Below are 13,255 nucleotides of genomic sequence, written 5' to 3'. Positions count from 1 at the left end.
AGACTGTCCATTGAGTCAGGGCCCGAGCTCACGACAGCGACATAGGTCTGACCGTCTTTTACAGCTCGATGCCATGCGCCCTAAGCACCCGGTGCAGCACCGCGCCTTTGATCTCGCGGGCGATCTCGCTAACGACTTGAGGTCCTAACGTTCGCTCGGCATCGGTATCGCCCCGTTAGGCCTGCTTCGGCGAGCCGTTGGTTAAGCCGCGTGTGAAACTCGTCGCCCATCGCCTCGACGATCTTCGCACTCCTCCCACGCGCTGAGGAGCAATCGTGCGTCCAACCGTGACGCAAGTGAGTTTGGGGAAGCGCATGTTCGCAACCATGAAAAACGGCTATGGTCTCGCTCGGACGTTGAAAAGAATGATCCAAGAAAACGCTCTGCTCGAGCACCACGAGACATACATCGACGGCTCCGAGGCTCGTCGAGCGTTCGATCACGAAGCAGATTTGCAGGTTCCGAGCGGGTTAAGATTGAGCCATACGGTGATGTCCGAGCTTATCCATTCCGTAGATAGATCTGATCAAGAAAATCAATTTTACTGCTTACAGGGTCGTCATATAGACCCTTGAGGACGGTTGGGGCTAACCTAGGGAAGCGATTTCTCGAATGAAAAAGTCTGTGTTAGTGACGGCGAGCGCCCTCGCGCTTGCAACGGCGGCGGTGCCTCCTTTTGCTGCAAAAGTTGCCGCGCAACCGGTTGCCGGCAGGGTGGGGGTAGCCGATACATCATATCCTCAGTGCGCGGACGACCCGTTGGAAGGTATCTGCGACCTGTTCTTTTGTTTGACCGATCCCTCGTGCGTGCGACACTGAGGACGGAAAACAAATCAAGCAGAGAACGAGGATCGAGCCTCGTGCGGCCGCTTGCTCCGACTGCGGCCGCGTCCTCGTGCCGCACGGTTACGCTGGCAGATGGTGCAAGTGGCGCCATCTTAATTCTCTTAAGTTGATCAAAGCGATTGCTCACTTTCAGCCAATCGTTGACCACCGCCAATCGCGCAGCCGCCGCATCGGCGTAGGTTGGGTAAACGGGAAAAGTCGTTTTAGATCCCGATGCTGTGTTCCGATGCGAGCCGCAGCTCGATCTAAAACTAGTCGAATTTCTATAGCTATTCCATGTCAAGCCCGTGCCGCCCTTCGGTTCGATGGTTCGCATTTCGGACGTCATGGATGTCTATTCTTCCCGGCTATGCCGAGGTAGCCGTCGTGGCATTAGGAAGGTTCGTTTATGGTCGGGCGTCAAATTGAGTGGCGCCGTCTCCGGCATCATGAGCATGGCAAAGAGCCCGGCCGCGGCAGCGAAAAGCATGTACCATGCGGGCACGAGTGCGCTCCCGGTAAGGTGGATCAGCCAAGCGACGATTGGTTGAGCTGTGCCTCCGAAAACCACTATCGCAAAAGCGTAGATCGTCGCGAAGGCGCCACCACGAATGTTCCTGGGCAAACCTTCGGCCATGCTCACGTAGAAGGCGCTATACGGAATCGTTCCGATCAGGGTGAGGGCGCCGAGACCTCCTAGAAGGGCGAAGGCACTGCGGCTCTCTGCAATCCACAAGAATACCGGATAGGTCACCAGCAATGCGGTGACCTGCGGCCATATCATGATGCGACGACGGCCTGCGCGGTCGGCGAGCAGGCCGCCCAGCAGTGCTGCAGCAATTCCGACCGCATTGCTGATGAGCGTGGTAGCAAAGGCAAGCGGCGCAGAAACGTGGAGGGTGTTCATCGCGTAGGTGGTCATAAATCCCGTCACATAAGTCGTGATCGTGCAGCTGGCCAAGATGACAAATCCCAAGCTCATGATGCGGCGATCGGCACGCGATTGGCCTCCGGGCCGGCTGACCAGAACGTGCGCCTCGGGCCGGTGCAACGTTTCGGGTAAGCCGCTCCGCAGCCAAAGTCCAAACGGCAACGTAGCGGCGCCGAGCAACAGCGCGATCCGCCATCCGTACGCATTGAGCGCTTCGCTTGTCATGGTGAGCGAGAGTATTTCTCCAACCAACGCTCCGGCCGTCGCAGCTATCTGTTGGCTCGCGGGCTGAAAGGAGACAGCAAGACCGCGCGCCTCAGCGGGGGCCGCTTCCATCAAGTAGGCGGTCGTCGGACCCACTTCACCTCCGAGAGCAAAGCCTTGGAGCAAGCGTGCGAAGACGACCAGTGACGGAGCGGCAAGCCCTATTGTCTCATACGATGGCGTGAGAGCTAACAATAGGACCGCGGCACTCATCATGGTAAAGCTGGTGGTCATCGCGGGCCGTCTGCCGGCCCGATCCGAATACGAGCCGAGCACGATGGCCCCGATCGGTCTGGTTACAAAACCTGCGCCGAAGGTTGCGAGTGAAAGCATGAGGCTAGCGAAAGAGTCGGTTGTCGGGAAGAACGCTTGGCCGATCTGTATCGCGAAAAAGCTGTAGGTCCCGAAGTCGTAGAATTCGAGAATATTGCCGATGGTTGCGCCCAACACGGCGCGGCTCGTCAAGCGTTCCTCTGCGGGATTGAGGACCGGCTCCAGTCTCTCTCGAGTAGATTGCCTCGACACCCTCGACCTAATCTGAAGCGCGATTCCGACCCAAGATTTTGGCCAGACAGGACGCCCCGTTGCATTGCGCTGCCCGCTCCCGTCCCTCACGGCCATTTCGCCAGGCAATATGTAGGCTGAAGCGTGTCACGACGAAGCTCACCGTAAAGTCTGCAATAAAAATGCCGGCCTCTCCGCCACCATTTAGCCCGTGATCTGATCGCTGGCCTGGACGGCAAAGACAAATATGCGAACCTGCTGCATTCGTCAGGTGGCTGCAGACTTTTGCGCTGCTGTGGCGAGTGTGCGACAAGATTGACGGGCGTCGCACACCACTGACGATGACTCGAGCCATTCCGCCTCGGGCCAGGTTGCGTCCGCTGCCTAAGGCGCCAATGGGCTAGGCCCTTCATCGCCAAGGCGCTTGCCGCCGCTCAAGGTTGGAGTGCGCCCGGGCGCAAGCGACACCAATCGCCACGTTTACTCGAGAATGCTTGCCCGTTCGCTTCTCGCGTTCTGCGTGCATAGCAGCATGGTTCTCGGAAGAGCTCCGTGAAATTACTCCTCAGCTGCGCATCATTTGCGCCAAATTGCGAACGCTCGCGCTTGACCGAGACACGTAGATCGAGGTCGACGCAGCTTTCCCGCGTTCCCGGGGTGAGAGGACGGCGGTTTCTGTCTTGATTCACTAGGTGAACGTGGGCGACGTCGCCGGGTACAAACCCTGGGCGAAAGCCAATACAGAGAGAAGAGACTTGCTCTAGCACTACAGCCAGTAGGAGCAAGGAACTAGGTCTGCGCGACTCGGTGCTACGACGCTGCGTGGATAAGCTCCGGCAGGAGCCGAAATTGGCGGCGTGGCGCCCCACAACGCATGCGCCGCTAATGTCGGCGGACCAGGCTTCGGAGATCGCCCGCCTGCGCCAGGAGAACGAACAGCTCCGCATGGAGCGCTACCTCTCAAGAAAATCGACCGCGATCTTTGCCGGAACCGGAACGGTCATTTCGGACGGCTACAGAGGCCTTGTCGAGAGCTTCGCCGATTCCTGCTCGATGCGCGTCTAAAACGCTACATGGTTTAATTTTACCGCAATGCTTCCAGCGATACCCCTTCCAACGTTTGCGAGGTGAGCCACATGCTCAAGGCAATTCACGCCTAGCAGAGTTGTGAGTGGCCGAACGGACGGCGCAAGCGATCCTCGAGGATCTACGCACTGCGACGATGAGCAACGCGGCCGCTGCGCAACATGCCGCCCTTACTAAGAACCGACTGTCAGGTTTGAGACGGACGTCCAAAAGTCGACACTTACATGGGGCGGAAACGCCTGGAGAATCTTCAATATTCAAGCGGCACGCTGCTTGCTCCATCAACAGCCAGCGGACGCAATTCCCGCATGCCCGCGCTTTGCCGAGTATGCATCTTCCGAATTCTTCCCCTCACCTAGCAAGACACTCAAGTCCGGCTGGCTAACTTCAGGACGACTCCCATGAAAAGTTCGCTTTTTCTCGCAGCGTCGCTATCCATGAGCTGTTTGATGGCCGCGGGATTGTCCCAGACGCTAGCGCCTGCGACCGGCACCGAGGATCCTTTTCTTTGGCTTGAGGAGATCGAAGGGCCGCGCGTACTGGCTTGGGCTCACACCGAGAACGCCAAGACACTCAGTGCGCTCCAATCCGATCTACGTTACCAGCGCTTCTACGGCGAAGCCCTCTACGTTCTTCAGGCCAAGGACCGGATTCCGTACGTGTCATTGGGACGGCGCGGTCTCGATAATTTCTGGCAGGACGAGAACCAGGTGCGCGGCGTCTTGCGGCGTACGACGCTTGAAAGCTATCGCACCCAGAGCCCTCGATGGGAGACCATCCTCGACGTCGATGCTCTCGCTGACGCGGACAAGAAGAACTGGGTTCTTAAAGGGGTGAGCTGCCTTCCGCCTGAAGAGCGCCTATGCTTGCTCAACCTGTCCGAGGGCGGAAAAGACGCTGTGTTCGTCCGGGAGTTCGACGCAGTCGCCAAAACCTTCGTCACGAACGGCTTCGAATTTCCTGAAGGAAAACAGGAGGTCACTTGGGTAAACAGTGACACGCTCCTAATTGCACGAGATTGGGGCGAAGGGACCATGACGCAAGCTGGTTACCCTTTCGTTGTGAAGGAGCTCAAGCGCGCTCAGTCACTCGTGGAAGCGCACGAGGTCTTCCGTGGAGAGCCGACCGATGTCGAGGCCACACCATTCGTGCTGCGCGACAGTGAAGGCACGATCCATGCGACCGGCGCCATCCGCAGCATCAGTGCGTTTGAGCATGAGTATGTTCTCTTTGGGTCCAAGCCGACTAAGCTCAATCTGCCAAAGAAGGCGACCATTGGGGGCATCGCGAGTGGTCGCCTGCTGGTGACGCTAAACGAAGACTGGATGCCACCGTCCGGAGACACCCCCTTCTCAGCCGGATCGATCATCTCGTATGACCTGACCGAATGGAAGCAGGATCCGCTGCACGCCAGACCCACGCTCGTTTTCAAGCCTGGGCCTCGACAAGCGCTCAGCGGATTCACGGCCACAAGAAACTTGTTAATCCTAGCGATTCTCGACAATGTTCAGAGTAGGGCGTTCGTCTACAAGTACCATCAGGGCGCCTGGCAGGTCACGCCGATCCCGCTTCCAGAGAATGCGACTGTCGGTCTGGCTGCGGCATCGCATGAAACGGACGAGGCGATGTTCACCGTCTCCAGCTTTCTTAGCCCGACGATGCTCTGGTACTTCGACGCTGCAACCGAGCGCCTTGAGACACTGAAGGCGACACCTCCTAGGTTCGACGCCTCGAGACTTGTCGTCGAACAGTTCGAGGCAATCTCGCGCGATGGCACCCGCATTCCTTACTTTCTGCTACGACCCAAGAGCGCAAGATTTGACGGATCAACTCCAACCCTTCTCTATGGCTATGGTGGGTTTCAGATTCCGCTCTGCCCCTCTTACGCGGGCCTCACGGGACGACTTTGGCTCGAGCAGGGAAACGCGTATGTTGTCGCGAACCTGCGCGGTGGCGGTGAGTTCGGGCCTCAATGGCACCAGACTGCTCAAGGCGCAACGAAGCAACGCACATGGGATGATTTTATCGCTGTCGCGGAGGACTTGATCCGTCGCAAGATCACTTCTCCCCGCCGGCTGGGCGTCGTCGGCGGTAGCCAAGGAGGCCTCCTGGTAGGGACCGCAATGACCCAACGACCCGAGCTCTTCAATGCGGCCATCTTACAGGTTCCGCTGTTCGACATGGTTCGGTTCACCAAGCTAGGCGCCGGAGCCTCCTGGATCGGCGAGTATGGCGATCCCACCATTCCCGAACAGCGCAAGTGGCTCGAGGCCTACTCGCCCTATCACAGGTTGGTGCCAGGAAAGATCTACCCGGCCCCCTTCATTCTCACGTCCACCAAGGACGACCGCGTGCATCCGGCGCATGCCCGCAAGGCGGCGGCGAGGCTCGCTGCGTTGGACCAACCGTACCTCTATTATGAGAATACAGATGGGGGGCATAGCGCCGCCGCCAACCTCATTGAACAGGCACGCCGGATCGCTTTAGAATATACCTATGCATCCCGGCGGCTTGTCGATGAGTGATGTCGAGGACTAAGAACTCCTTCAATGATGAGGCTTGGCGGACGACGTTATCGGCCGGGCGTCGGCAAGCCAGTCTTTGCTCATTCTCCGCAATCTGCCTGGGGATGAATCCGAGCGATCAGCTACGCCTCAGTCTCGCCTATCTCTCTCGCTTTTCGTTAATCCGCAGTCTCCCAGATTGAGGCTTGCTGGAATTCCACAAACGTACTGCGACAGTCGACCGATACACAGACTGCGACGAACATGGCAGTACAATATGCAGGCAGAGGTATGGGCGGGCGCAAAGCACCGAATTCGCGATCTGACGCCACAGCGAGACCTGCCTCTAACGGGTGCAGTATCTACGATGGTACGGTCCGCAACCGACAATGTGTCACTGATTGGCAGCCTGAACCTTCCGGGTGATCCTGAAGTCATGACGGCCGACTGCATTGAGAGCATGTCTGAGTGGTTGCAGGAATTTCCGTGGCACATTGAGCGGGTAATGATAGCCCACACGTACCATTGACCGACTGCGCAAAAGGCCTGTCAGCTTGCGGTAAGCTATCACAGATACAGAGCCGTTTGGGGTTAACGGGATGTGGCAGGGACAGCGCTATTGCTCCAGATCGATCGGCGCCGAGTCACCTTCCCGCTAGTCTCAACGGCAGTGCGGATGTGGTAGGGACTAGTTGGCCTGGTTTCAGCCCCCGGGCCCGGTTAGCACCGAGCCGCGCCCGCACTGTTTTACATCTCGCTCCAACTGATCGCGGTGGCCATCTCGACAAGCATCGCAGGTACTCTGGCGCAGGTCGATACACCACCTGAAAAGGCGAGGGCCACGTATTCCATTTCTGCCGCGACGCGCGCGATGAGTGGCGTTGGACACTACATACCGCGACGAGAGCCGCCTGAATCGCGAGTTCGGTCGCAAGCGCTTCGGCGATGAAGGCTACGCTGGAAAAGTTGGTCGCAGAGCTTGGCGCGACCTTCCTGTCCGCCGATCTCGGCCTGACACCGGAGGTGAGGGAGGGGCACGCCTCCTATATCCCCTCTTGGATCAAGGTGCTGAAGAACGACAAACGCGCGATCTTCAAGACGCGGCGGGCTTCCTGTATCGGTTTCAGGCCAAAAATTCCGTCGCGGCCTGAACCGCAGCGCGCCTTGTTCTCCCTGAGAACCGGCATCGCGAATAAGGGGCGACTTTGAATATCGAAGTAGTTGTGCGCCTTATCCACGGCCAGGGTTGTGGGTTCTGCTCGGCTCGTGAGTCATGGAAGCACGGGTTGCAGCCACGCATCGAACGGGGAGGGCAGCATGGCTCGCAACGTCATCATCTTCTCAGACCCGCAAAAGCGGTGAAGAAGCCCCGCAAGGTATCGAGCCCACAGAAGGAAATGCTCATGCCGATTGATCCGCACGCACATGAGCGCGCGCGGCTCATGACCCGCGAGGAGCCGCCAGCCGGTGTCACGTCCGAGCGCGGAGGCACCGAACAGGCTAGGAACTTGCCGCAGCGCTGAGCGGGCATTGCTTGGTTTAATGCCAGCTCATCTTCTTTATGTCTCTGCAAGGTTAATACTTCCCAGACCGACAATGTCGACTGGGATGGCATTGCTTGGACCACTGTATTTCGCTGTCGCGGCGGTGCTCTTTTGGGGCGCTCTCGGGTGGCTTTTCTACCCCTCTTTGGCAGTTGCCGTTCTAATCGCCTGCCTGGTCTCACGCAATTTCATTCCGAATCGGCGGGCCGCGAAGCGGTCGGCAAACATGTACTCGAACGAGACGCGAAACACGACTGCGGCTAGCACATCCTCATTTTCCGTGCCTGCGCTGCGCAGCTCGAACCATGCAGCAGTCTTCGAACGCTGCAGCAGGCGAAAACTGGTGGTCTCCGAGCGTGAGAGATACGAACATATACGCGATGTCTGATTGAAGTCCGTCGTCCAGGGGCACGTACCAACGTTTGATTGCTTCAATAGGAGTCATGTAACAAACGCGAGAATACAGGATGCGCCCCCAGGGGCCGTTGTCCAGGAAATCCCGGCTTCTCTGCTGTAAGACATCGACGATGGTGCTCGCCGCAATTCGATGGCGCGTCGTGGCTGCAAAATAATGCGTTCTTAACAGAAGAGAAGTATCAAGCAACGGTGTAGGGTGCTGCCTCGTGCAAAATGAACGCATCTCGGTCAGTTGTCCTCGCACGGGACGGTGAAATCATTCTTACGATTGGTCCAAACGGCGCAACCGAGAACGACGCGACGAGCTGTCCCGGGGATAGCCCATACCGCTCTGAGGCGGCGCTAGTAGAATACTGCGCCTCCGAGCAAAGGATTGGCCAAATGCCGCAGAGTTATCGCTTATCATCGTCTCACGGAACAAGATGCAGAAACGATTGCTAGAGTCGACGTAAATCGCTGCGTTGCAGCTTCTGTCGGCGCATGGCTCCTTCAGCATGCGCACAGCTATAGCTTGGAGCACCGAATTTGATCACTTGGGTCCGGCTTGAGCTGTGTTGCAGGGCGGCAGAGTAAATCCAGCTCGCGATCCAGGATGGGTTGTGCTCGTTGTGATCGCCGCGGCGAGTAGGTTCGTAGGCTCAAGTTGCTGACCGGCTAGGCGTCCCGCAGCTGCTGCTCTCTTGAAGGTTCTCGCATCTTTAACGCTGCGTGCAGGCGAGCCTTTTCCAGCCGTTGCCTGACTCCAATAAGGCAACTAGCCAGCTTTGCAAAGTTCGTAATATCGAGATAACCAGAAACAAACTCATCGAGTTCTTCCTGCTGCGCCGCGATGCTCGCAAGTTGTCTGCGAGCGCTGTCGGTTAGCGACAGATTGACGATTCGTGCATCGCTCGCGCAGCGCTTACGTCGCACAAATCGCTTATCCTCAAGCTGTTTCGAATGCCTCGTAATGAAGGCGGACTCAACTTTCATCAACTTTGCAACCACGTTGACCGGAACTCCGTCGTCCTGTTCCAAGTCGATCAACGCCATCAAGATCATCATTTGTGGTGCAGCAATGCCCAGCGCATGCGCCTGGAAATAGCGAAGGTCGTCCAGACACAGGTTAATGGCTCTGATCTCCCACGTGAATCGCCTGAGTACATCCTGACTCGCGACAGGGCTCTTCTGGAGTCGTCTTTTCAATCCTGGTAGCTTGGACGGCATCAGATTTCAGGGCGCCTCTATCTTAAAACTATTCCGGGCGAGCAGAGCGCAGTTGCCGGCGACAACATATGCGCCGAGTTCGAAGCGTCGAATCTCGTGGCAATAAGCAATCCCACCAACTCGCTTCCGTGCCAACTCTCTTGGCAGACACGTCTGGTGCCGAAGCTGCCTAGGTGCAAAGCACCTTCACACACTCATCCCGGTGAAATCACTCAAAAAACAACTTCCCTGTGCAGAATTTTGGCTTCATGAACTGCTTTTGCACTCGATTACAGCGTGTAATGCCCTGAACGTCGCGAGTACGCTCCAAAAGCGACACTGCTCCCGCCGCGCGATTGGACGGCGAGATTTTTAGGGTGTCGAGAGCTGCTCACTGAATCACAGACCAACGCGTACAGCGCAGGATTCAACCTGTCGGAGCCGGCTCCGCGCTGCTTCGAAAGCAGGGTCGGAGGTCGACAATGGCTCCTTATTCCACGATTCACCCTCGATCGAAAGACAAGTAATCGCAAGTAGGTTCTTCACTAGCTTGTACGTCACGGGCTGTGAAATAACGCGCCTTTAGGCAAACGAGTCGCTGAGAAAAGTCGAACACCGCTAAACTTGTCTGGTTTCAAAATAGTTTCAACAATCCCCCGCGGGTCACTTCAAATTCCTCCGGGTATGGTCAGTCAAATTCCTCCACCCCGAGGCAGGACATGGTGATTGTTAGTTTGCCTTTGTTTCCCGGGCAAGAGTTTCAGCGGCCTCTTTGAGCCGATAGCTGCGTCCGTCGAACTCAAGCAGATGGCAATGATGCATCAGGCGATCGAGGATCGTCGTGCTCATGGTGTTGTCCCCCAGGTATGTCCCCCAGGACGACAGAACCGGAGTGCGTCATCCGGGGATGAACACGCAGCAGCGCATGGGTGTGGCGATCACGGATCTCGATCGTGGAGGCGTAGATCCGCACCACGACCTGACTGCCGATGGGCGCAGGCCGCGCGGCGTAATAGCTGCTATCAACACGCACGGTGGTATCGTCGCAGACGGTCCGAACGACCTCGGTGAAGATGCGGAAGGCAGCCACTGGCAACGGCCGCAGGTGTGGCCTCTCCTCCTGGAACATCGCCTCGACCTGACGACGCGTGCTGCCGTGGATGCGCTTGGAGGCCCAATTCTCTTCCCAGTGCCTCAAGAACTCGTTCTGGGCTTCCAGTGTCTCGAAGCGCCGTCCGGCCAGCGCGGTGCCCTGGGTATGTTGAATCGCACTCTCGACGCAGCCTTTCCGATTGGGATCGGCCACCCGCGCGGGATCGGCGACCACGGCGTAATGAGCCAGCATCGCGCTGTAAATCGGGTTGAGCTCGGGCTCGTACAAATCCGGCTTGAGGACGCCTTCCTTCAGATTGTCGAGCACGACATAGCTGGGGACCCCGCCAAAATACCGGAACGCCTCTTCGTGGAGCTGCGCCCAGACGTGTTGGCTGGACTGCCAGACCACCCGCCGGAAGCTGCGCCGCGAGTAGCGCAGCGTCATCACGAACAGGCGGGGACGGCGGTACCGGCCGCTCCTGGGATCAATCGTCAGAGCGCCCTCGCCATAGTCGACCTGGGCCTCCTCGCCGGGCAGGAACTCAAGTCGATCAAACTGCTCGGGATCGCTGTGTCGCAACGTGCGCACAAACCGCTTGACGCTCTGGTAGCTGGACGGAAAGCCAAATTGGTCGACCAGGTCCTGGTAAATCGCCTGCGCATTCCGCTTCAGGCGGACCTGTTCTTCGATCCACGTCCGATATGGTTCGCAAGCCGAGCGGGCCAGGCCGCTGGTGACCGTCGCTCCCGATGCCTCAGAAGCCGGTGGTCGGGGTGGAGGAATTTGGCCGTCCACGCTCACCGGGCCGGTGGTCACTTCCCCGGGGGCCGCACCGGCCCGCAGCGCCCCGTAACGCCGGATCGTCTTGCGATCGATCCCCGTCAGCCTGTGGATATCGCGCTGGCTGGCGTTGCGATACTGCAGGTCGGTGGGATTCCGAGTAAAGATCCGCGCCGATCAAGAGGCGAGCGATCGCGACCTGTGGACTCTCAGCGCGGCGGCGCTGGACTTTCTCGCGGTAAGAGCAGCGGCCGAATGCGTCAATGCCCATTCCGTGCCTTGCCAGAAAGAAGGTGGAGACACCAGGGCACACATCATAGCGACGGCGGTCCCCTGGGGGGCGGCAGTCACCTCTGATTTTTCTGCACTATCACCTCGCCCCAACCAGCCCGCAACGTGATCACGCTCTTCGCAAACAAAAAGGAGCCATCGCTGTTCGGCTCAACAAGGAGCCGCTAAGCGATGGCGCCCGCAAGTTCATCGGGGCCTGCCGCGCTTATCCCCACCGCGCAGAACCTCACTAAGCTCGCAAGTGTCGCTGAAGCAAGCTATCGTCCATCAACGAATCCGCTACTTGATCTATCTGGACTGGCCCCTCACGTAGCGACTGTCCCTGGTGTCTACATCTGTGGATGGTGGATGAGCCGAACGTCGTTCGGTCCGCCCGGCCCCAAGAGAGCCGTGTAACGCTCGCCGCGAATGTCGTACTGCTTCATCGGCTGCGCTGCGTCCGGCAAGAGGCCCGAGCGGGCGAGCTTTGAGATCATGGTGATTGGGGCGGGTTGGGTCCCGTGCGAAAAGCCCTCAGGAACGGCGAATGATGCGGCGTAAATCTCGCGGGCCGCGGGCGGCGTCGTCTCAGCTCTGGCGGACGCCGGAGCGGCTTGCTCCACCGTCTGCGCAAGCAGTGCTGGCGAGAGCCGATTCGCCGGCTGTGCGCTCGGCTGCGAAACGCTTTCCGGGCGAGATCCGAAATGAATGGTTGCGCCTGATAGATTGAGTGGAGAGCCGCCCCTCATCGCCGTCGCGGGTACGAACAGCGCCGTGAAGCGGTCGTTATGAACTATGAAAGGAGCGGGTGGGCTGTCCTGGCTTGGCGGGACGCTGCTACCCTCATGCGCAGCTGACGTGCGCCGGTCGTCTTGCCGCGAGTTGACGGAACGAACGGCCGCTCTTGAATCCAAGGCGTGGTCATGAGGGGCGGTTGCCTCGAGAGACGACGATGAGCCGGCGTTTCGCAGCATCGCCCACAGCAGATCCTGATCGTAGTCGTCCGGAGGAAGGATCAACGGACCGCTGGCGCGAAACGGTGCGCCGGCGTCTTCAATCAGCTCGCGAGCGGCTGAATTGCTAGGCTCGGTGGGCTGGCGCTCAATGGCATCGCCTTCCGACTGGCTTAGTGTCCTCTGCCTCTTCGTAGGCCTCAACTGGCAGGCGTAGCCCTCGCCCATCAGGGCAGCGGCGTCCTCGCGTCCGGTGACTGCGTGTTCGGAATGAGAACCGTCGGCCCTCTGGTGCTCAAGTCCCAAGGCCTCGGCGAGCCTGAGGCCTTCTTCAGACAGATGAGGATAGTAGGGATCAGGAGAAACCGGATTCTCTGCGACGGTAGAGGTACCAAGCTGAGGCACTTCATCCAAGTACGGCTCAAACTCCGCTTGCTGCTGTTGCGCTTGCGGCACCGCGGGGTTGTAAGCAGAGAACTCTGGGTCGAATGGGTTGATGCGGTTAAATGGGTCCATGTCCCCCTCGGTTCGAATGGGTCGCTCTCTGGTTCTCGCTCTATTAGGACCAGCTGTCGACAAGCTGACGCACCCAGAGAATTCGGTGAGCCAAATGGGCCTGCCCGATCTCCACACTTTGCTCGAGAAACGCGGCAAGTTGCCGTATTGCGCTTCAATTAGCACGCCTTGCGGCCTTCGCGGGGGCCTCCTGGATCGTGTGCGAACTAAGCGAACACCAGTTCAGATCTTTGCCGGCATAGCCGTTCAGGTTAAAATGGACCGGTACAGCTATCTTTTCAAATCGGACGACCACGACACCGCGAGGATATGGAAGCCATAAACGCGATTCAAAAAGCCGTGGCGTCAGAGCATTGGGTCAAGATTGCGTCTTTCTACGA

At 58.4% G+C, this 13,255-nt stretch carries 5 protein-coding genes and 3 pseudogenes; 3 read left to right on the top strand and 5 right to left on the bottom strand.

What is annotated here, in order from left to right:
* Window positions 1–1,180 precede the first annotated feature (1,180 nt).
* Window positions 1,181–2,545 (bottom strand): MFS transporter, encoded by a 1,365-nt coding sequence (locus tag QA642_RS41200; protein ID WP_283081934.1) that lies wholly within the window; start codon window positions 2,543–2,545, stop codon window positions 1,181–1,183.
* 828 nt (window positions 2,546–3,373) lie between these two features.
* Between QA642_RS41200 and QA642_RS41195 the strand changes: the two genes are divergently transcribed.
* From QA642_RS41195 to QA642_RS41185, 3 genes and pseudogenes are all read left to right on the top strand, one after another.
* Window positions 3,374–3,589, top strand: a complete 216-nt coding sequence (locus tag QA642_RS41195) for a hypothetical protein (protein ID WP_283081933.1) — start codon at window positions 3,374–3,376, stop codon at window positions 3,587–3,589.
* Between the two features lie 422 nt (window positions 3,590–4,011).
* Window positions 4,012–6,135, top strand: coding sequence for a prolyl oligopeptidase family serine peptidase (locus tag QA642_RS41190; RefSeq protein ID WP_283081932.1), 2,124 nt, complete (start codon window positions 4,012–4,014; stop codon window positions 6,133–6,135).
* 887 nt (window positions 6,136–7,022) lie between these two features.
* Window positions 7,023–7,323, top strand: a pseudogene (locus QA642_RS41185) (zincin-like metallopeptidase domain-containing protein); the annotation flags it as partial.
* Window positions 7,324–8,729: 1,406 nt separating this feature from the next.
* Here QA642_RS41185 and QA642_RS41180 read toward each other — a convergent pair.
* The 4 genes and pseudogenes from QA642_RS41180 to QA642_RS41165 all read right to left on the bottom strand — a co-directional run bounded on the left by QA642_RS41180 (window position 8,730) and on the right by QA642_RS41165 (window position 12,875).
* Window positions 8,730–9,281 (bottom strand): MarR family transcriptional regulator, encoded by a 552-nt coding sequence (locus tag QA642_RS41180; protein WP_283081931.1) that lies wholly within the window; start codon window positions 9,279–9,281, stop codon window positions 8,730–8,732.
* 708 nt (window positions 9,282–9,989) lie between these two features.
* Window positions 9,990–10,148, bottom strand: a pseudogene (locus QA642_RS41175) (ATP-binding protein); the annotation flags it as partial.
* Window positions 10,135–11,304: pseudogene (istA, locus tag QA642_RS41170) on the bottom strand (IS21 family transposase); the annotation flags it as partial. The pseudogenes QA642_RS41175 and istA, both read right to left, overlap by 14 nt.
* A gap of 452 nt (window positions 11,305–11,756) precedes the next feature.
* Window positions 11,757–12,875 carry a hypothetical protein gene (locus QA642_RS41165; protein ID WP_283081930.1) on the bottom strand — a complete coding sequence of 373 codons (1,119 nt, stop codon included), beginning with the start codon at window positions 12,873–12,875 and terminating at the stop codon, window positions 11,757–11,759.
* Window positions 12,876–13,255 lie beyond the last annotated feature (380 nt).

Origin of the sequence: Bradyrhizobium sp. CB2312, from assembly GCF_029714425.1 — a bacterium.
Taxonomy (GTDB): domain Bacteria; phylum Pseudomonadota; class Alphaproteobacteria; order Rhizobiales; family Xanthobacteraceae; genus Bradyrhizobium.
The sequence above is the reverse complement of the archived record's forward strand: the minus strand, read 5'-3'. Positions and strand labels throughout refer to the sequence as shown.